The 19,938-nt window shown below is 54.6% G+C and carries 17 protein-coding genes; 15 read left to right on the forward strand and 2 right to left on the reverse strand.

The annotated features are described in order from the left end of the window. Nucleotides 1–59: 59 nt before the first annotated feature. From AC0YOB_RS02515 to AC0YOB_RS02560, 10 genes are all read left to right on the forward strand, one after another. Nucleotides 60–725, forward strand: a complete 666-nt coding sequence (locus AC0YOB_RS02515) for an aspartate/glutamate racemase family protein (protein ID WP_475791402.1) — start codon at nt 60–62, stop codon at nt 723–725. Then, nucleotides 722–2,302: an FGGY-family carbohydrate kinase gene (locus AC0YOB_RS02520; protein ID WP_475791403.1), complete on the forward strand. Its 1,581-nt coding sequence runs from the start codon at nt 722–724 to the stop codon at nt 2,300–2,302. Before AC0YOB_RS02515 ends, AC0YOB_RS02520 begins: the two co-directional genes overlap by 4 nt. Further along, the gene (locus tag AC0YOB_RS02525; RefSeq protein ID WP_475791404.1) at nt 2,280–3,209 is read left to right on the forward strand and encodes a class II fructose-bisphosphate aldolase; all 930 of its coding nucleotides are present in this window, start codon (nt 2,280–2,282) and stop codon (nt 3,207–3,209) included. Before AC0YOB_RS02520 ends, AC0YOB_RS02525 begins: the two co-directional genes overlap by 23 nt. A gap of 65 nt (nt 3,210–3,274) precedes the next feature. Then, complete coding sequence (locus AC0YOB_RS02530) at nt 3,275–5,707, forward strand: alpha-mannosidase (RefSeq protein ID WP_475791405.1); 2,433 nt, start codon at nt 3,275–3,277, stop codon at nt 5,705–5,707. A gap of 62 nt (nt 5,708–5,769) precedes the next feature. Then, complete coding sequence (locus AC0YOB_RS02535; protein ID WP_475791406.1) at nt 5,770–6,432, forward strand: class II aldolase/adducin family protein; 663 nt, start codon at nt 5,770–5,772, stop codon at nt 6,430–6,432. Continuing rightward, the gene (locus AC0YOB_RS02540) at nt 6,429–7,724 is read left to right on the forward strand and encodes a four-carbon acid sugar kinase family protein (protein ID WP_475791407.1); all 1,296 of its coding nucleotides are present in this window, start codon (nt 6,429–6,431) and stop codon (nt 7,722–7,724) included. Before AC0YOB_RS02535 ends, AC0YOB_RS02540 begins: the two co-directional genes overlap by 4 nt. 79 nt (nt 7,725–7,803) lie before the next feature. After that, nucleotides 7,804–8,595: a DeoR/GlpR family DNA-binding transcription regulator gene (locus AC0YOB_RS02545; protein WP_210043946.1), complete on the forward strand. Its 792-nt coding sequence runs from the start codon at nt 7,804–7,806 to the stop codon at nt 8,593–8,595. Between the two features lie 254 nt (nt 8,596–8,849). Next, entirely contained in the window at nt 8,850–11,027 is a 2,178-nt protein-coding gene (locus tag AC0YOB_RS02550) for a Sip1-related alpha-galactosidase (protein WP_475791408.1), read from the forward strand. Between the two features lie 96 nt (nt 11,028–11,123). Then, nucleotides 11,124–12,329, forward strand: a complete 1,206-nt coding sequence (gene nagA, locus AC0YOB_RS02555) for an N-acetylglucosamine-6-phosphate deacetylase (protein ID WP_475791409.1) — start codon at nt 11,124–11,126, stop codon at nt 12,327–12,329. 222 nt (nt 12,330–12,551) lie between these two features. After that, complete coding sequence (locus AC0YOB_RS02560) at nt 12,552–13,628, forward strand: NAD(P)H-dependent flavin oxidoreductase (RefSeq protein ID WP_475791410.1); 1,077 nt, start codon at nt 12,552–12,554, stop codon at nt 13,626–13,628. A 52-nt stretch (nt 13,629–13,680) separates the two neighbouring features. Here AC0YOB_RS02560 and AC0YOB_RS02565 read toward each other — a convergent pair whose 3' ends face one another. Further along, a complete protein-coding gene (locus AC0YOB_RS02565) occupies nt 13,681–15,036 on the reverse strand; it encodes an aminotransferase-like domain-containing protein (protein ID WP_475791411.1) in 1,356 nt (451 codons plus the stop codon). Between the two features lie 153 nt (nt 15,037–15,189). Between AC0YOB_RS02565 and AC0YOB_RS02570 the strand changes: the two genes are divergently transcribed. The 5 genes from AC0YOB_RS02570 to AC0YOB_RS02590 all read left to right on the forward strand — a co-directional run bounded on the left by AC0YOB_RS02570 (nt 15,190) and on the right by AC0YOB_RS02590 (nt 18,848). Next, nucleotides 15,190–15,561 carry a DMT family transporter gene (locus AC0YOB_RS02570; protein ID WP_475791412.1) on the forward strand — a complete coding sequence of 124 codons (372 nt, stop codon included), beginning with the start codon at nt 15,190–15,192 and terminating at the stop codon, nt 15,559–15,561. A 344-nt stretch (nt 15,562–15,905) separates the two neighbouring features. Further along, complete coding sequence (locus AC0YOB_RS02575) at nt 15,906–16,718, forward strand: TolB family protein (RefSeq protein ID WP_475791413.1); 813 nt, start codon at nt 15,906–15,908, stop codon at nt 16,716–16,718. Between the two features lie 256 nt (nt 16,719–16,974). Continuing rightward, nucleotides 16,975–17,952: a peptide-methionine (S)-S-oxide reductase MsrA gene (gene msrA, locus AC0YOB_RS02580; protein WP_475791414.1), complete on the forward strand. Its 978-nt coding sequence runs from the start codon at nt 16,975–16,977 to the stop codon at nt 17,950–17,952. Between the two features lie 95 nt (nt 17,953–18,047). Beyond that, the gene (locus tag AC0YOB_RS02585; RefSeq protein WP_475791415.1) at nt 18,048–18,365 is read left to right on the forward strand and encodes an ArsR/SmtB family transcription factor; all 318 of its coding nucleotides are present in this window, start codon (nt 18,048–18,050) and stop codon (nt 18,363–18,365) included. Further along, nucleotides 18,366–18,848, forward strand: a complete 483-nt coding sequence (locus tag AC0YOB_RS02590) for an SRPBCC family protein (protein WP_475791416.1) — start codon at nt 18,366–18,368, stop codon at nt 18,846–18,848. 115 nt (nt 18,849–18,963) lie between these two features. Here AC0YOB_RS02590 and AC0YOB_RS02595 read toward each other — a convergent pair whose 3' ends face one another. Beyond that, nucleotides 18,964–19,761, reverse strand: coding sequence for a polysaccharide deacetylase family protein (locus AC0YOB_RS02595; RefSeq protein WP_475791417.1), 798 nt, complete (start codon nt 19,759–19,761; stop codon nt 18,964–18,966). Nucleotides 19,762–19,938 lie beyond the last annotated feature (177 nt).

A 19,938-nucleotide genomic window follows, 5' to 3' on the forward strand; every position in this document is an offset into this window, starting at 1 on the left:
GAAATTTCCGCCGGACATCGCATGACAATCTGGCGGGATACAGGATAGGAGCTGTTGATGTGAAAAAGCTTGCCATTATTCATACGACGCCCGTGACAGTGGAGCCGCTCAAGGAGCTGGCCCGTCAGGTGATCGGAGAAATTGAAATCTTCAATTTCGTGGATGATTCGATTCTGCCGCAGCTTGCCGGCAATGGCGGGGATCTCTCGGCGGTTGAATACCGCTGGATGCATTACGCGCAGTTCGCTGAGCAGGCCGGGGCCGACGTCATTCTGAGTGCCTGTTCGTCTGTAGGTCAGCTGGCCGATCGGGCTGACTCCCGGATGAGTGTGCCGGTCCTCCGGATCGATGAGGCGATGGCCAGTGAGGCAGTACGCCGCGCAGACCGGATCGGAGTGGCGGCCACGCTGCAAACCACGCTCGGCCCGACGATGCAGCTGATCAGAGAGAAAGCGGCGCAGGCGGGCAAAGAGGTGGAGCTGGTTCCGGGTCTTGCCGATCGGGCATACGGGAAGCTCATGCAGGGAGACCGCGAGGGGCATGACGAAGAGCTGGCGAAGACGCTCATGGATCTTGCTGGCCTGACCGATGTCGTTGTGCTGGCCCAGGCTTCAATGGCGCGGGTTGTGGCGAAGCTGCCGGATGCTGCGCGGAGCAAGTTTCTGTCAAGCCCCCGGTCCGGCATGGAGAGCGTGAAGAAGCTGCTGGCCGGAGACGGGAAATGAGCCTGCTCGGCATCGATATAGGCACCACCAACTGCAAGGCGGGCCTGTTCCGCGAGGACGGATCCGTTATCCGGATCGCAGGCAGGCCAACGATTACCGGCCGCGACCGGAATGGCATGCCGTTCTTTGATCCGCAGGAGCTGTGGCAGACGATTGCCGCTTGCATACGCGAGGTCGCCGGAGCTTTTGATGGAGGACGAAACGGCAACGGGGGGCGGGGGCTCAATAACGAGCTGCCGATTGCAGCGATTGGCATCGCCAGCATGGCGGAAAGCGGCGTACTGGTGGATGCCGGCACGGGTGAGCCGAAAACCATGTTCATCCCCTGGTTCGACCGCCGCTCTGCGAAGGAAGCGGAGGATATCGCCTCAGAGGATGACGCCTTCGCCCGGTTCCAGTCAACCGGTCTGACGTCCAGCTTCAAGTATGGTCTGGCCAAGCTGCTGTGGCTGCGCCGGAACCAAGCGGCAGTTCTTCAACATTCGGTATGGCTGTCAGCCGCGGATTATATCGCGTACCGGCTGACAGGCGTAATGGCGACGGATTATTCGCTTGCCGGACGCACATTTGCCTTCGATATTCGGAGCAAATGCTGGGATGAGGACTGGATCAGACACTTTGGCATGAGTCCGTCGCTTTTTCCGCAGCCGCTTCCGGCTGGAACCGCGATAGGCCGTACAAACGGGCCGGGCGCTTCACTAGCTGGCCTTCCGGGCGGCGTACCGGTGGCGGTCGCCGGCCATGATCATGCTGCGGCGTCGATCGCTGTCGGCGCTGTGAACGATGGCGATACCTACGATTCCATCGGGACAGCGGAGACGCTTGTCGGCATGGAGACGGACCGGCCTCTGACGAAGGAGGATTTTGCTTCGGGTCTCTCCTATGGACTTCATATCGTGCCAGGCTTGTCCTTTTGGATGGGCGGCATTTCCGCTTCGGGCGGGTCCATTGAATGGATGAGAGGCATTCTGGGGGAACAAGTTCCCCTCTCTTATGAGGACGTTATCCGTCTGGTGGATAAGGCGCCGGATGGACCGACGAATATTATGTATTTCCCATACTTGTCCGGCTGCGGTGCGCCGATGCCGGACGCGAATGCCCGCGGCGCTTTCATCGGATTAACCGCAGACCACGGTCAGCCTCATCTGCTGAAGGCTGTGCTGGAAGGCGCGGCATTCCAGATGGAAGCGATCCGCAGAGCGGCGGCGCGTGCTTCGGGCACAGCCGGCGGACGTATTGTCGCTGTTGGCGGGGGCACCCGAAACGAGGCGTGGATGCGCATTAAAGCGGATATATCCGGGTGCCGCATCGACGTGCCCGATCTGGATGAAGCGACGCTGCTGGGCGCCGCTTTGACGGCCGCCATCGGCGCCGGCATCTACCGGGACGCTGCGGATGCCGTCCGCTGCGCAGTGAACGGCAGGCCGGCGCGGGTATATAAGCCGGACAACAGGCACCGCGAGGCGTACTGTCGGATTTTTGAACATGGATATCTAGCCATTCAGCAGCCGCTGAGGGATATATATAGACAATTGACGAAGGAGCTGGAGAAAGATGAAGAGAGAGAAACCATTTAACGTTGTTGTGCTGAAACAAGGAATGGAACAGGCAGAAAAGGGGGGCTACGCATTGGGCTCATTCTCGCCCCGGTATACCCCGATAATTGCAGCCGTCCTGCGGGCAGGCCAAAAAACGCAGTCGCCGCTTATTGTTCAAATTTCGAGCAAGGAGCTGGTGCGCTACAGCATCACGCCCAAAGAGTTCGCAGATGAATTTTATGCCTGCATCGAAGCCGAGAAGATTACCGTTCCCGTTGTGCTTCATCTTGATCATACGAAGGATATGGCAGTCATACAAGACGCGATTGCCGCAGGCTTCACATCGGTCATGATCGATGCATCGGAGAAACCGCTGGAGGGCAATATCGCCGACTCCAGGGAAGCGGCAGAGTACGCTCACCGAAACGGAGTTTCCGTCGAGGCGGAGCTTGGGATGATCGGAACGACCGATTTTGTCGAGACGGATCATGACGAGGAACTGTACACGGATCCCCAGGAAGCGCTGCGGTTCGTCAATGAGACCAAGGTTGATGCTCTTGCGGTCTCATGCGGCACTGCGCATGGCGTCTATATGGTGAAGCAGCCGAGTATCGACTACAACCGGCTGCAGGCGATCCGCAAGCTGACCCCGGTTCATCTTGTGCTGCACGGCGGATCGGGAGTGCCGGCAGAGATGATGAATAAGGCGATTACCCTTCCCGGCGGCGGCGTCAGCAAGGTGAACATTGCTACGGACCTGGAGCTTGCGTTCCTGGGCGCGCTCGGGCGTGAAGAGCGCATGACGAATGAGGCGTGCAGGAACCTCTCGCCTGAAGATCTGGAAAAAGGCCGCGCAGCGGTCGAAGCAGCCGTTACGGATAAAATGTTGAATTTCCTTGGCTGCGCCGGAAAAGCGGAATCGTTCGATTATCAGACAAACCAGTAATAGATGATCAGGCAGATATAAACAGGCTTTATCCTATATATTCTCCCAGGAGTGTGAATGAACGTATGAAGCAGAATGAGAAGAAGAAGCTGTACATGATCGGCAACGCCCACTTGGACCCTGTCTGGCTCTGGCCATGGCAGGAGGGGTTCCAGGAAACGAAAGCGACGTTCCGTTCGGCGCTTGACCGGATGAAGGAGTATGACGATTTCGTCTTCACATCCAGCTCCGCACAAAATTACGAATGGGTGGAAGAGAACGACCCGGCCATGTTCCGGGAGATTCAAGCCCGTGTCGCCGAAGGGCGCTGGGTTATTGTCGGCGGCTGGTGGGTTCAGCCGGATTGCAATATCCCCGGCGGCGAATCATTCGTCCGGCAGGGCTTATACGGCCAGCGGTATTTCAAGGAGAAGTTCGGCGTTACCGCCAAAGTCGGATACAATGTGGACAGCTTCGGCCATTTCGGCATGATGCCGCAAATCCTCAAGAAGAGCGGCATGGATTATTATGTGATGATGCGCCCTATGCCCAATGAGAAGGGGCTGCCCGGCCGGTTGTTCAAATGGGAAGCGGATGACGGTTCGTCTGTGCTGGCTTTCCGCATCCTGTTCGAGTACTGCTCCTGGGGCAAGGATCTGGAGAACCACATCCGGCGCTGCGAGAGCGAGCTCAAGGCCCCGTTCGACCAGCTGATGAGCTTCTACGGGGTCGGCAACCACGGCGGCGGCCCGACAAGGGAAAACATCGACAGCATCAAGCGGCTGCAGAAGGAAGACGACAGTCTGGAGCTTGTATTCAGCTCGCCCAATGATTTCTTCGAAGATATGGAGAAGCTGAATCTGCCCTTTCCTGTCGTCCACGACGACCTGCAGCATCATGCAAGCGGCTGCTATGCCGCCCATTCCGGGGTGAAGCACTGGAACCGGAGAGCGGAAAATCTGATGGTAACAGCGGAGAAGCTGTCCTCGATCGCCGCCTGGACGACTGGCCAGCCTTATCCGAAGAATTTTGACCGCGCCTGGAAAAACATCCTGTTCAACCAGTTCCACGACATTCTGGCAGGGACGAGCATCGAATCGGCTTACGACGATGCGCGCAACGAATATGGCGAATCTCTTGCTATTGCTGCACGAGGCTTGAATTATGCCGTTCAATCGCTGTCCTGGAATATCAATATCGAGGAGGAGGAGAACATGAAGCCGGTCGTCGTCTTTAATCCTCATGCCTGGGAGAGCCGCGTTCATGTTGAAGTTGAAGTCGGCAGCTTCAAGGACGAGCATGTGCTCGTGGATGACGAGGGACGTGCGGTTGCGTTCCAGAAGGTTCAACCGGCAGCCACCAGCAACGGGCGCTTTCGCCTGAGCTTTATCGCGCAGCTTCCGCCGCTTGGTTACCGGGTCTATAAATTTACAACAAATCCGTCAGCTCCGAGGGCAGCGGCAGCACCGATCAAGGCAAATGATTATTCGATGGAGAATGACCATTTCCGGCTCGAATTCGACCCGGCAACCGGGTACATCGTCTCGCTCCGCGACAAGCGCAGCGGGGTTGAAGTGTTCCGGGGAGCAGCGGCCAGGCCCGTCGTCATCGAGGACAAGACGGATACATGGAGTCACAATGTGTTCCATTTCAACAAGGCAATCGGTGCGTTTGGCGCCGCCCGCGTTCAGCTCGTAGAGCATGGACCGGTCAAATCCGTGATCCGCGTCACGAGCAGGTACGGCGGCTCCCATCTGGTGCAGGACTTCACGATGTACAGGGAGCTTGACCAGATTGACGTGAAGGCGACGATTGATTGGCGCGAGCAGTTCAAGATGCTCAAGCTTGTATTCCCGGTCAACCTCATCTTTACCCGCCAGACGTACGAGCAGCCATACAGCTTTATCGAGCGGGAGCATAATGGCGAGGAGGAGCCGGGTCAATCGTGGATTGACTACTCGGGCATCGCGAGAGAGAACAACAAGCTGTACGGCGTCAGCCTGATGAATGATTCCAAATACAGCTACAGCATTCATAACAAAGAGATGGCGATTACAATGCTGCGCAGCCCGATATATGCCCATCACGATCCGCTTGTTCCATCGGAGACGGGACATTACTCGTTTATCGACCAGGGCATTCAGACCGTGCATTATTCGATTCTCCCGCATGAAGGCAATTGGGAAACAGCCGGAACCGTCAAGCGCGCCGCAGAGCTGAACCAGCGTCCGGTCACGGTGATCGAAACGTATCATCAAGGCGATCTGCCGCAAAAGGATTCGTTCCTGTGGGTCGACAAGGATAATGTGCTGGTCAGCGTCGTGAAGAAGTCCGAGGATAACGACGATCTTATTGTCCGCGCGTATGAAACGACCAGAACGGGCACAAGGGCTGTCATTTCGCTGCCGAAATGGAATCGGACCATTGAAGCGGATTTTGGCCCATGCGAAATCAAGACATTCCGTATTCCGAAGGATGCGGGCCAGCCGGTCACGGAGACCAACCTGATCGAATGGTAAGCGTCGAAGACATAGCAGGGCAGATGTCCGGACTTAGATGCTATTGAAGGGGAGGAATGAATATGATCGCGAAAGCAGACGGAGTAAAGGAGCTGCAGGAAGTCGGCCGCTATCTGATGAATTACGAGCTGGCCTGGGGCAATGCCGGCAATATCAGCGTCAGAACCGCTCCCGACCGTTACCTGATCTCCGCCAGCGGCACGTACCTGGGCGAGCTTGCGGATGACGATCTGGTAGAGGTCGATCTGGGAGGCAAGCCCGTCGATCCCATGGGCAAAAAACCGTCCAAAGAAATGCCGATGCATGAGGCTGTCTACCAGATGAGGCCTGAGATCAATGCCGTCCTGCATGCATCGCCCTTCCACAGCACATTGATAGCATGCGCGGATGTTGATCCTCCCGGCGATCTGTTCGTCGAGACGATGTATTATTTGGAGCGGACCGCACGTGTGCGCTATTGTCATCCCGGCTCCAGAGAGCTTGGTGAGGCTGTGCGGGAGCAGGCCTCCAAAGCGAATGTTCTGCTGCTGGAAAACCATGGCGTTCTCGTATACGATACAAGTGTCAGGGAAGCGAGGATGTCGCTTCATACTTTGGAGATGGCATGCCGTATGGCTATCACGGCCCGCAGTGCGGGAATCCCGTTACAACCGCTTACAGCGGAAACGGTACAGGATTTTATTGCAAGCTCCGGTTACAAGCCGGCAAGGGAGTGGCCCTTATGATCGGTATTGTGGCAGACGATATAACAGGTGCCGGCGACGTCGGCATCATGTTCGCCAAGTCAGGTTTCCGGGCAGATGTATATGCCTATGACGCAGCCGGACTGCAGCCTGAAGCCGAGGCGGACGTGTACATTCTCGATACGGATTCCCGTTTCGATGACCGTGATGCCGCTTATGCTAAAGTGAAGCATGCCACAGCTCAGCTTCGGGAACTTGGCTGCACCGCCTTTTTCAATAAAACCTGCTCCGTATTCCGCGGCAATATCGGCGCGGAATTCGATGCGATGCTCGATGCGCTGGAAGCGGATTTTGCGGTGGTCGTGCTTGGCTTCCCCAAGAATGGACGCACCACATTGGGGGGCGTCCATTATGTCAACGGTATGAAGCTGGAAGAATCCCATTTTCGGCATGATCCCGTTCATCCCATGCTGGAATCGGATCTGGTCAGCATCCTGCAGAGTCAGACGAAGCGAAGGGTGAGCCTGATTGATTTTGAGGTAATCGGGCAAGGAGCAGAAGCGCTTCGGGAAGAAATCGGCAGGCGCCGGGCCGCAGGAGGCTATGTTATTCTCGATGTTTCAAATCAATCCATGCTTGCCGTAATTGCAGAAGCCATCAGGGATGAACGCATTATTTGCGGCGCTTCCGCAATAGCGGAGGAACTGGCCTTGTTGATGAAAGAACGCGAGAGCGGCGGAGCGGATTCACTGACGGCTCCTTACCGGCCGGACCTTGGCATTCTGATTGCTGCAGGCAGCCTGACACCGCAGACAGCGGCACAGGTTGAAGCCTACCTGAGCTCAGGAAGGCCGGCATTCCGCCTGGACCCGGAGCAGCTGCTTGAGGAAGGCGGACGCCCGGAAGAAACCGGACGCTTGTCGGTTGCAATTGAGCGGACGATTCTTTCCGGAGAAGATGTCCTGCTGTATTCGGAGAACCGGCCAGGCAAGGTTGCACAAGCCAAGCGGCTTGCCGCTGCCTTCGGAATGTCCAATACGCAGGTATCCAGGCTTGTATCCGGGACGATAGCCGAAATCGCCGACCGGGTGCTGCGAGGCACGGGGCAGAACCGCATCATTGCTGCCGGAGGCGATACATCGGCGGCCATATGCTCGCGCCTGGGTATAAGCGGAATGCGGATATACCGGGAAATCGAGCCGGGTCTTCCATCGAGCCTGTCATTGTCACGGAAACGCCCGCTCATGCTCGTGCTCAAATCCGGCAGCTTCGGCGGACCTGATTTTTTTGAAAAGGCAATTGAACATATGAAGAGCCGACAGGATCGGTTATAATGGGGTAAATTACCAGCCGGACAGGGTGCTGTCTGTCACTAAACCGGCAGGTCCGATTCAATCGCAAGGGGGAATGACAATGATCGTCGTCGAGAGGCGCAACCGAATCAAAGAGCTGCTCATAAAAGAAAGAAGCGTCAAGGTGGCCGATCTTGTGCGTGAATTCAATGTATCCGAGGAAACGATCCGGCGTGATTTGAATCAACTGGAGCAGGAAGGCCTCATCGTCAAAAATTACGGCGGCGCGATACTCTCGGACGATTTGCAGGTAGCCTTCAATCAAATTCCTCCGGTGCAGCAGCGGAAATTCGAACTGTTCGAGGAGAAGGACGCGATTGGCGCCGCCGCCGCATCGCTTGTTGAGGATGAGCAGATCGTTATTCTCGATTCCGGCTCCACAACATGGTGCGTTGCCCGCCACATGAAGCATCTGAAACAATTGACGATTGTGACCAATGGGGTGAATATTGCGGAGGAATGCGCTAATTCGGAAGAAGCGGATATTTTCCTGCTTGGCGGCAAACTCATTAAGAAATCGATGAGCCTTGTCGGTCCACAGGCGGAAGCGGAAATGCAAAAATATAACGCCCATTATGTCTTCCTCGGCACATCCGGCATTTCACTCAAGAAGGGATTTACAAGCTCTGACCTGTATGAAGCGGAAATCAAGCGGGCAATGATCGAAACCGCCCAGAAAGTCGTAATTGTTGCCGATCACAGCAAGTTCAACCGCCAGGCCCTTCTTTCATTCAGCAGCTTCAGCCAAGTCGATATTCTCATAACCAGCGACCTGGTGGAACCGGCCATACTTAAAGCGATTGAATCCCATGGCGTCAAGGTTATCGCTGTTCCGGTTGGACAAGACCATTGAAGAAAGCCCTGATCCTGGCCGCACACCAGGTTTCCGCTGGAATGAGACCACAATGGAGCGGACGCTTAAGCCAATGCTCCACGAATACGATTGGCGGAAGGCAGGGGCAGCGCGGGTTGTCGGCGAATACGGAATGATCGGATATCCGAAAAAGCAATAGGGGCGGGCACTTGGGAAGGGGTGGCGATTTTTTATTTGTTACAATTTGGGAACGTTCCCAAAAAAATTAGGCCATTTTTGAAGGAGGGCTCGGCATGTTCCATTTCAATGAAGCAGGTCTGGTTGAAGTCAGCGAAGAGAGAGTGGTTATTGGAGATTTTCGTATACAGGTTAGACTGGATTCCGACCCACAGCCGCAGGAGCTTGCGAAAGCGGGAGTGACTAAGAGCGCAGGGAAAGACCAGCATGGTGCTTACCAGGAATTCCTCCACCTGTTTCAGAACGAGGAGCAGACAATCGGAGTGGAGCTTAAATTCCGCAGTTACGGGCATTATTCGCTTTGCTGGGTGAACGGGGAAATCAAGAATACCAATGCCTTCGGCAGGCAGAACTGTTTTGCTGCGGATTATGGGATCGTTATTCAGACAGCTCCGATTCGGCAGGTTGATGGATTAATGGCCAATTATCAGCATAAGGATTGGTGGACCAGGCCCCACTTCGATACCCGCATGTCCACGCTTCCCGCCCGGACGCAATCTTTGCTGTGGCGTTCATCACTCCCGGATTATATTCATATCCTCCCGGTTTGCGGACCGGTCATCCGAACAGAGCTGTGCGGCGGCGAGGGAGACAGCCTGCTGTTTCGTCTGTCCTCTCATCAAACCGGCAGGACGAGAAATGATACGTTGTGTTTTGTCATGGGGAGCGGAACTGACCCTTACCGGATCATCGAGGACCATGTCGAGGCCGCAGCCAAGCAATTGGACGGCCAGTTTCTACCGAGGGAGCAAAAAAAATACCCCGAAATTCTCGATTATCTCGGGTGGTGCAGCTGGGACGCCTTTTACCATCAAGTGAATGAAGAAGGATTGTTGACCAAAGCGGAGGAATTCCGCAGCTTCGGCCTGCCGGTCAATTGGGTGATGATTGACGATGGCTGGTCTTCCGTTCACGATGGCAAATTATCGGCTTTTGAAGCTGATCCCGTGAAATTCCCCCGGGGTCTGGGCGCCGCGGTAGATGACTTAAAGAATCGTTCCGGCGTCCGCTGGGTAGGCGTTTGGCACACGGTTGCCGGCTATTGGGGAGGAATCGATCCTGCAAGCGAACTGGCCGGACAATATGCCGAATATTTGCGGGCGAATGTCCGGGGTGATCTTCTGCCGTCGCCTGACGGCGGACAAGGCTTTGGTTTCTGGCATGGCTGGCATTCTTTTCTGGAGCGTCAAGGCGTTGATTTCGTGAAAGTGGACAGCCAGAGCGCCGTTACGAATTTTTGGAGAGGCCAGCGTTCTATCGGCGAAGCGGCATCAGCCGCCCATACGGCGCTAGAGGCATCCGTTGCGCTGTATTTTGACCATACGATGATTAACTGCATGGGCATGGCGGCCGAGAATGTTTGGCACAGACCCAAATCCGCCGTATCGCGGAACAGCGATGATTTTGTTCCCCAGGAGCGATACGGCTTCGCCGAGCATGCGCTGCAAAACGCTTATAATTCGTATTATCACGGGGCGTTCTATTGGGGCGACTGGGATATGTACTGGACGAAAAATCATGGTGATATCCAGAATGCGGTTCTTCGTTCCATCAGCGGGGGACCCGTGTATTTTAGCGATGCCCCGGGCAATACCGATCCTTCCAGACTGTGGCCGCTGATCTACCAGGATGGTAAAATCATTCGCTGTGACCGGACGCCCAACCCTACGGGGGATTGTTTGTTTCTTGATCCGACCGTTCAACATGTGCCGCTCAAGCTGTGGAATACAGCGGGCGGGGCAGGGGTGATCGCAGCTTTTCATATCGGCAAATACGACAGTCCGGTCGAAGGAACGGTCGGACCGCAGGATGTTCCGGGGCTTGAAGGGGAGCGTTTTGCCCTGTACGAGCATTTCTCCCGCGAGTGTTTGTTCCTGAAGCGCGGCGAACGGCATTCATTCAAGCTGAAGGCAGAAGAGTATGCCCTCTATACGATTATTCCAGTCCGGCATGGTGATGACGATGCAGAAGCGAGCGGCGGAATCATCCCGATCGGTTTAGCCGGGAAGTATATATCATCTCATGCCGTTACGGGTATATTCTCAGATGGGAAGTCAACGGGAATTGCGCTGCGGGAGGGCGGTGTCTTTGTTTTTGCCGCCGGGAAGCCTCCGGTGGAGGTTTACGTTCAAGGCCGCCCGCAGCCATTCGCGAAGGTCGGCGATTTCTTGTATGAAGTCATTGCCGGAGAGGCTACGGAGAAAGTCACGGTAGAAATTATGCAGGGAAGATGAAGTGTGCCCATTGGCATTATTTGATAAGATGGAAAGTATCCCGGGATAAGATGCGCCGTGATGCGATTATAAAATAATGTTCTAAGGAGCCAAGAGATGACGGTTACTTTGATTCGGAACGTGCGTTTGACAGGCAGTGATGAGCCGACGCCCGGAAATGTTCTTATTCGCGATGGGCAAATAACAGCTGTCGATAGAGATACGGGACCTGGCGGTTACAAAGCGGATGTGGAAATCGACGGTAATGGCCAGTTGCTTATCCCGGGAATGATTGATGTGCATATCCACGGAGCCGATGGCTTCGATATGATGGATGGTACAATCCGAAGCGTCGAGGCGGTGTCTGAGGCTTGCGCCAGAACGGGCTGCACCTCCTTCCTTGCTACCTCCGTATCCTCGTCGCTGGAGAGCCTCTTTGGCATGATCTCCAGTGTTTCCAGGGTCAAGGGACGCGAGAGCGGAGCGAGAATCGCAGGCATGCATATTGAAGGGCCCTTTCTGAACGTGAAGCGCAAAGGCATGCAAAATGAACAGTTTTTGCGCCATCCGGATCTGGATGAAATGAAGGCGATTCTGCAGAACGCGGGATCCTTAATACGTATGGTGACCCTGGCTCCAGAGCTTCCAGGAGGACTTGAAATGGTCGCTTTTCTCAAAGCTCGCGGCATTATCGTATCTGTGGCGCATTCGGACGCAACCTATGAGGAGGCGAAACAGGCGTTTCAAAGCGGAGCCAGCCATGTGACGCATTGCTTCAACGGCATGCGCCCGATTCATCACCGGGATCCCGGGATGATCGTCGCGGCTTTTGAAGAAAATCATGTAAGCGTCCAGGCCATAGTCGATGATGTGCATCTTCATCCGGCCATTGTACGCATGCTTTACCGTGAGAAGGGGGCGGATAAGATGGTTCTGATTACCGATGCCCTGCAGGCGATGGGAATGGGAGACGGAACTTACTTATTCGGCGGCCATAAGGTGACAGTCACGCAAGGCGTCGCCAAGCTGGAGGACGGGACGCTTGCATCAAGCACAGTGACGATGAATATGGCTTTGGCAAAAACCGTGCGTGCCGGGATTCCTTTGAACGACGCTGTTCTCATGGCGACAGAGACGCCGGCGAGCGTGCTTGGCTTGTCCCGGAAAGGGAGGATCGCGCCAGGCATGGATGCGGACCTCGTCCTGCTGAACGAACAATTCGAGGTCCTGTGGACCATTATTGACGGCAAAATCGTATACCGCCGTTCAAAGGGCGGCGATGCGGCTCTCAAGGAAACCGGCGGCAGCGGGGTGCCGGAATAACGGAAACGGAGGAACAGCCGCCTGCGAGGGAGGCTGTTTTCTTTTTCCCGGCAGGCCTGTGAATATCCGGTTCTCTGCCCCTGCTCCGCCTGCTAATCACCGGAATTCTCAAGCGGCAGGCTGCCTTCGCCGGCTTTTGGATCGCAGGACATGTCGGGTGCTATAATAATTCTGTCAATATCCGGTTCTGCAACGAGCCAAGAGAGCATGAGGTGAAAGAGAATGGGCATTCAACTGGAGACATCTGTTTGCGGGCTGTTTCAAATCCGTTACCCGATTTTTCTGGCGGGCATGGCAGGGGGACCGTCAACTGTGAAATTAACGGCCGCCGTTTCTGCCGCAGGGGGACTGGGTACGCTTGGAGCCGCTTATATGGAGCCTGCAGCAATCCGCAAGGCGATTCAGGAAATTCGTGAGCTGACGGATTTGCCGTTTGCTGTCAATTTGTTTGCCATTGAGGTCCGTGATGATAATACGAGAATCGGAGAAGTCCAGCAGCAGCTCAATTTGCTGCGGGACAAGCTTGGCATTCCCCATGCAGAGGATGGGCCGATGCTCACACCGAATCTGTTCCGGGAACAGCTGGCCGTACTGCTGGAGGAGAAAGTGCCTGTCATCAGCACGGCGTTTGGCGTTCTTCCTCCTGAATACATGCGGCAGGCCAAATCGGCTGGTCTCCGGGTGATCACAATGGTGACGACTGTAGAAGAAGCTGTCCTCGCTGAGCAGTCAGGCTGCGATGCCGTTGTTGCCCAAGGGAGCGAAGCGGGCGGGCATCGGGGGACATTTGACGTCTCGCAGCATCCTTCAGGAGCGAATATTGGAACATTCGCTCTGGTTCCGCAGATTGTGGACCGCGTAGGGGTTCCGGTCATTGCCGCCGGCGGCATCATGGACGGCCGGGGAGTGGCCGCCGCCCTTGCGCTTGGCGCGCAGGCTGTGCAGATGGGTACGCGGTTTCTGACGGCGGTTGAATCGGGAGCACATGCCTCCTACCAGCAGGCTCTGCTGGCAAGCACGGAGGAGAGCACTGTCATCACGAAGGTGTTCTCAGGGCGTCCGGCAAGGGGCATTCGCAATGATTTTATCGCACAATGGGATGCGGGCGGGTTGGAGCCTCTTCCATTCCCAACGCAAAATACGGCGACGCGGGATATCAGAAATGCCGCTCAGCGCATGAGCAATGCGCAGTATATGTCCCTGTGGGCCGGTCAGGGCACCAGAATGCTGACCTCGGGGCAGAAAGCGGCGGACATTGTGGCTGAGACGGTCCGCCAGGCTCTGGCGATTTTGTCCTGATTCAAGACGGACCAGCTTTCACAACTGGAGAGGCAAGCAGGCAGAGAGTGGATCAGCGCCTCGTCCGCATGCCTCTCATTCTTTTGATTTCATCGAAAATCCGGCTCACGCCTTCCTCGATCTGCTCCTCCCGGACCTGCGTTATACTCAGCTTCAGCATCGGGCGTACCGCAAAGCCGTCCAAGTAAGAGTCATCCAATGCCTTCAATACAACTTGCTGCTTGCCAAGCCGGGTCAGCAGAGTTGGAATCTGCAGCTCATCCGGCAGGAGGATATGGGTATGAACGCCAGTTTGAACCGGGACAGGGCGGATATCGTCCAAATCATTGTGAAGGGCAAGCGCGCGGTTCAACTGCAGCATCCGGTTGTGGTAGGTAGCGACGATCCGCTGCTTGCGCCGCTCGAACATGCCGCTTTGGATATAGATTTCCAGGGCGGCCTGCGAGAGCATCGCGCTGTCGATATCGGACAGATGCTTATACGAGCTGAATATGGGCTGAAGCGAGGGAGGAAGGACAGCCACGCCAACCCTGAGCCCGGGAAACAGTATTTTCGAATAGCTTTTCAAATAGATGACATGGGACGGGCCATAAGCAAAGATAGGGTCGGATTTGCTATTCGTCTCCAGATCCGCCAAATAATCGTCTTCGACAATATAGACATCATAGCGTTTGGCCAGCCCGGCAATCGCTTTTTTGGTATCCTCCGTATATGAGGTGCCCAGCGGATTATGAAAACGGGGGATCGTATAGAACAGCTTGATGCTGCCGGTTTGGAACAATTGCTCCAGTTCATTCAGATCTATGCCCTTCTCCGTTCTGGTAATCCCCCGGGCGGGGATGCCGTAGCAATTCAGCAGCCGGACGAACAGATGGTAGCTGGGCTGCTCCAGCAGCACGGTATCCCGGCCGCTCGGGAAGGGCATCGTGGTCAGAATGGCCAGCGCCTGCTGAACGCCAGATGTGATCATGAGATGCTCCGGCCGGGTAAAGACCTGATAGTCCGCCAGATGCCGGATCAGCACATGAAGCAGCGAAGGGAGGCCTTGAGCGGTTCCGTAGGTGAACAAATCGGTCCGGTATCTGTCGATTGCCATGTTGAGGCAATGCTGAAAATCCAGATAGGGGAACAGCTCGGGATCGGGCGCTGCCGAGGAGAAGTCGATGACTGGCTGTCCCGGCACCTGCTCCTGTCCGGATTTCTTCTGAACCGCATAATAGCCGCTTTGCGGTATGGAATATACGATATGGCGTTTCTCAAGCTCCGTATAGGCCCGAACCACCGTACTTTTACTGCATGAATAATGTTCGGACAGCTCGCGGATCGAGGGGATTTTCCCGCCTCCGCGAATTGCTCCTTCTTCAATCCGCCGTTCGATGTCGTTCATGATTTGAATATATTTTTTCATAGGAACTCCTTCCTGAGCGTTAGTTGTACCGGTACAGCTTGAGCTTGTTTGGATTGATGAGCCGTATGAGCCAGCCTTATGCTTGAAAGAAATCATAAGCCGGCCGGCCCTGGTGAGACGCAATCAGACAATCGGGAAGGAAGAGATTATAACATGCACGGAACAAAAACGCCCTATCTGCTCGCATTCTTATACGCGTTCATCATCGGATTTTCCTTCTTGTTTACGAAATTGGCTTTGCAATTCGCGAATCCCATCGCCACGCTTGCTTTCCGTTTTTCACTTTCCTTCCTTGCGCTTGGAATACCTGTTCTGGCGGGATGGATCAAGCTGGATTTACGCTTGCGCACGATTTGGCGGCTGCTGCCGATCGGGCTGGTTTACCCGAGTCTGTTTTTCGGATTCCAGGCGTTCGGGCTTGCCGAAACCTCCTCTTCCGAGGCAGGGATTTTCCAAGCTGCGACATCGGTATTTACGCTGACGCTGGCAGCGCCCTTGATGAGCATCTGGCGTATTATCATCTGATTGGTGCCGTGCTGATCGTTGGCGGCGTCCTGGGTGTTCACTACCGGAAACGAAAAAAAGTGGATTATACAACGGAAGTCAAAGCAGGATGATCATGGCGGCTGCAGGCTTGCTTTTTTACCAAAACTTCAAGAAAGCCCGCTGTAAACTGAATGGGCTCTTATTAGCAGGGCGTCAGCCGCGATAAGTGTTCACATCCCCTGGCTGCTATTTCAATTCCGCAGCATTTCGTATTATACTGGTATTGTTTCTAATACCGGAAGGGGAGAACTATCATTAACACATTAAAGAAGCCCAACGAATTTTATTCCCGTGATGTCATCAGCCTCCTTGAGACAATAAATGTGCAGACAGGCGAGCGTTCGGTCCTGGCTCAGTTTGATTATCTCATCGAAGCCCCCAACTGGACACGCGACAACAAGCGGCTCATTTACAACAGTTTTGGACGCATCCATTCTTTCGACATCGCCTCTGGCGAAAGCACGGAGATCGAATCGGGCTACGCCTCGCACTGCAATAATGATCATGTGCTTTCTCCCGATGATTCCCAAATCGCAGTCAGCCACCATACCCGCGAGGATGGTCAATCCCGCATTTATGTGTTCCCGCTTGCGGGCGGCGCTCCGGAGCTGATTACCCCAATGGCACCGAGTTACCTTCACGGATGGTCGCCGGATGGCCAAACATTGGCCTATTGCGCGGAACGCAACGGTCAATACGACATCTTCACCATTCCGCGGATTGGCGGCGTTGAGACGCAGCTGACCGATCTTCCCGGACTTGATGACGGACCGGAATATTCACCGGACGGCCAGCATATCTGGTTCAACTCGGTACGTTCCGGACTTATGCAGGTATGGCGCATGAAGGCCGATGGCAGCGAGCAGACGCAAATGACCTTCGATGAAAGCAACAACTGGTTCCCGCATGTATCGCCCGATGGCAAATCGGTTGCTTTTATAGCCTACCGCAAAGGCGACGTCGCTCCAGGCGATCACCCCGCGAACAAGGACGTCGAGATCCGGCTGATGTCAAGCGATGGCGGCGAATTCAGCACGCTGGTCAGCCTGTTCGGTGGACAAGGCACGCTCAATGTCAACTCCTGGTCGCCCGACAGCCAGCAGCTTGCATTTGTAAGCTACCGGCTGAAGGACTAGAGATGCAAACAGCAACAAACAACAAAGAGGCCTCCGTTTTATCGGAGGCCTCTTTGTTGTGTTCGATATCAGGGATGCATCGTGTCTCCGTAATGGACTGCCCCACAGGAGTGCGAAAAACCGCGGCGGCGGCAGTGCACGTCACCGCGTTCTTCTCTGTGCTTGTGATGATTCGCCATCTATTCTTAAGGTATACTAAAGTGAACTGCGCGCTATTGCCGCAAAATAACCCAGTAAGATTGAAGGTGTGAATCCATTGAAGGTAACAGACAAGAAGGAGCAGCTCGCCACTTTCGCAGGCGGCTGCTTCTGGTGCATGGTAAAGCCGTTTGACGAGCTGCCGGGCATTGTCTCGATTATTTCGGGCTATACGGGCGGTCATACCGTGAATCCGACCTATGAAGAAGTATGCACCGAAACGACAGGGCATGCCGAAGCGGTGCAAATTACGTTTCAGCCGGATATTTTCCCCTATGAACGGCTATTGGAGCTGTTCTGGCAGCAAATCGATCCTACTGACAAGGGCGGACAATTTCATGACCGCGGTTATTCATACCGGACGGCGATATTTGTCCATGACGAGGAGCAGCGGGAGAAGGCGGAGGCCTCCAAGCGGGCGCTGAAGGCAAGCGGCCGGTTCAAAGGTCCCATCGTGACGGAAATTGTGACCGCAGGACCGTTTTACCCGGCTGAGGAGTACCATCAGGATTATTATAAATACCATCATGTGGATTATAATATGTACCGGAAATATTCGGGCCGGGATGATTTTGCCCTGCATAACTGGAATACCGCGAAGGATAAGAAGCAGCTGCGCAACCAGCTGACTGCGCTGCAATACGAAGTCACCCGGAACGGGGCAGCCGAGCCCGCCTACCGGAATGAATATTGGGACAATGACCGGGAAGGGCTGTATGTGGATATTATTAACGGCGACCCACTGTTCAGCTCACTGGATAAATTCGATTCTGCGACCGGATATCCCAGCTTCTCCAAGCCAATTGAAGAAGGCTTTATCCGCAGGGAGGGGGATTTAAGCAGCGGGCAGGTCCGAACGGCAGTACGAAGCCGCTTGTCCAATTCCCATTTGGGCCACCTGCTCAACGACGGTCCAGGGCCAACGAGAATGCATTACCGCCTGAATTCCGCTTCTCTGCGTTTCGTTCCCAAAGAGATGTTGGAGCAGGAGGGGTATGGCCGTTATGTAAAGTTATTTACTACGAACGAGTCCTGATATCTGTTAGAAATAAACCCGGTATATCTGCGTTGAAATATAACCCGTAAGAAATATAACTTTACGGAAATATAACCATATAGTAATATATAGTCATGAAATCGGATAATCTGTTTGAAATATTGGCCGAACCGAACCGGAGAACGATTCTCGACTACCTGCGGGTCAAGGAGCGTTCGGTCGGAGAGCTGGTCGCTTTGTCATCCCTTAGTCAACCCGGCGTATCCAAGCATTTGCGGATTTTGCGGGACGCCGGTCTCGTGTCCGTACGCAAAGACGCGCGGAAGCATCTGTACATCCTGAGCGCGCAGCCCCTTGCGGAAATCGACAATTGGCTGGAGCCGTACCGGCAGTTTTGGTCCAATAAACTGGACGACCTGGCAAGGCAATTGGACGAGGAGGAGGAGTTGTAAATGTTAGCAGTCATACAGCAAACCGAATATGGCTATACAGCCCGATATGAGCGCCGGCTCAAGCATTCCGCCCAGAAGGTATGGTCCTACTTAACGGAGAATGAGAAGCTGGCCAAATGGTTTTCCGAGCTGAGTGTTGAAGATTTGCGGGAGGGTGGGATCATTAAATTCGACATGCAGGACGGCACGTTCGAGGAAATGAGCATTCTTGAACTGAAAATGCATTCCGTGCTGGAGTATACCTGGGGAGAGGACCAAGTCCGCTTCGAGCTGTATCCCGAAGCGGATGGCTGCCGGCTTGTCATGATTGAGAAGCTTAACAAGCTGACCGATCATACGCCAAGGGATCTTGCCGGCTGGCATGTCTGTCTGGATGTGATCGAAGCGCTTCTGGAAGGCGCCGCAATAGAGAACAGACACGACTACTGGAAGACATGGTATGAGAAATATGCTGCTGCCATCGGGAACCTGACCCATCAGTGATTCGCCGGGGCATAGCAGCGAGAACAAGGGAAGCTGCCAGCATGGTGGGAGCTTCCCTTGTTTTTGTGAAGACGGTTTTGCTTGTGAAGCCCGTTTTTCACCAGTCTTTAACAGCTCATTCTGCTTGGCGGGTATGAAGCTGATCGATGAACTGCCGCATGCTTTCGCTTCTGGAGATGACCAGCTGTTTGAGGGACAACGGGTTCTGATTCGATGTCGTCAGGCCGTTATCGAACGAAAAGGCATAGGAATATCCCGCTTTTTGCAGCAGCTCCATCGTTGTTTTGCTGCGGTGCCCGTAAGGGTATGCGAAAGCGTTCGCTGTGCTCCCGAGCTTTTCTTCGATGGTCGCCCGGGAGCCCGAGATCTCACCGAACTGCCGCTGCGGTGACAGCAGAGGCAGCTGCGGGTGAGTACGGGAATGGGGCATGATGTCCCAACCCGCCAGCTGAAGATCCCTGGCCTGCTGCCAGCTCATGAAATCATGGCCGCCGAGCCAATCGGTTATGACGAATGCCATAGCCGTGAAGCCGTATTTCTGCAGAATCGGAAAGGCGGTCTGGTACGCATTGGCGTATCCGTCGTCAAATGTGATCAGCACAAGGTTATCCTTCACGGCTTTCTTCTGTTCCATCAGTACGGAGAACTGGGCCAGATTGATGGTTTGGTAGTGGTGATCATGCAGATATTTCATTTCCTCCTGAAATTTCGCAGGCGTGGTGACATAGGCATTATGGGGATGATCCGCAATGGAATGATAAGTCAGGACCGGAATGGTAAATTCATCGGCAAGCGGACCGGATGCAAAGGCGTGGCCCCCGGTGAACCAGAACATATCCTTGACCGTAAACAGGGTAAAGGAAAACAAAAAGACGGCAGCAGTAAGCGTCAGCCTTCCCATGGTGATTCTCACCGTCGCATTCCTCCGATTATGCTCATATAGGATCACTATAACATGAAAAAATTTGGTTTGAAATTCTTCCTGTCTCTGTGTTATTATAAAAAACATCAAATATTTCAGGCGTTGAAGAGAAAAAAGTACGAAGGCGCTTATGTCCAGAGAGCAGAGGGAAAGCTGAAACCTTTGCCA

The organism is Paenibacillus sp. JT31N17, from assembly GCF_056269255.1.

What these genes read in the sequence shown, in the direction of transcription:
- AC0YOB_RS02520 (WP_475791403.1), top strand. Translation starts at nt 722, where the DNA reads ATGAGCCTGCTCGGCATCGATATAGGCACCACCAACTGCAAGGCGGGC.
- AC0YOB_RS02525 (WP_475791404.1), top strand. Translation starts at nt 2,280, where the DNA reads ATGAAGAGAGAGAAACCATTTAACGTTGTTGTGCTGAAACAAGGAATG.
- AC0YOB_RS02530 (WP_475791405.1), top strand. Translation starts at nt 3,275, where the DNA reads ATGAAGCAGAATGAGAAGAAGAAGCTGTACATGATCGGCAACGCCCAC.
- AC0YOB_RS02535 (WP_475791406.1), top strand. Translation starts at nt 5,770, where the DNA reads ATGATCGCGAAAGCAGACGGAGTAAAGGAGCTGCAGGAAGTCGGCCGC.
- AC0YOB_RS02540 (WP_475791407.1), top strand. Translation starts at nt 6,429, where the DNA reads ATGATCGGTATTGTGGCAGACGATATAACAGGTGCCGGCGACGTCGGC.
- AC0YOB_RS02545 (WP_210043946.1), top strand. Translation starts at nt 7,804, where the DNA reads ATGATCGTCGTCGAGAGGCGCAACCGAATCAAAGAGCTGCTCATAAAA.
- AC0YOB_RS02550 (WP_475791408.1), top strand. Translation starts at nt 8,850, where the DNA reads ATGTTCCATTTCAATGAAGCAGGTCTGGTTGAAGTCAGCGAAGAGAGA.
- nagA (WP_475791409.1), top strand. Translation starts at nt 11,124, where the DNA reads ATGACGGTTACTTTGATTCGGAACGTGCGTTTGACAGGCAGTGATGAG.
- AC0YOB_RS02560 (WP_475791410.1), top strand. Translation starts at nt 12,552, where the DNA reads ATGGGCATTCAACTGGAGACATCTGTTTGCGGGCTGTTTCAAATCCGT.
- AC0YOB_RS02565 (WP_475791411.1), bottom strand. Translation starts at nt 15,036, where the DNA reads ATGAAAAAATATATTCAAATCATGAACGACATCGAACGGCGGATTGAA.
- AC0YOB_RS02570 (WP_475791412.1), top strand. Translation starts at nt 15,190, where the DNA reads ATGCACGGAACAAAAACGCCCTATCTGCTCGCATTCTTATACGCGTTC.
- AC0YOB_RS02585 (WP_475791415.1), top strand. Translation starts at nt 18,048, where the DNA reads ATGAAATCGGATAATCTGTTTGAAATATTGGCCGAACCGAACCGGAGA.
- AC0YOB_RS02590 (WP_475791416.1), top strand. Translation starts at nt 18,366, where the DNA reads ATGTTAGCAGTCATACAGCAAACCGAATATGGCTATACAGCCCGATAT.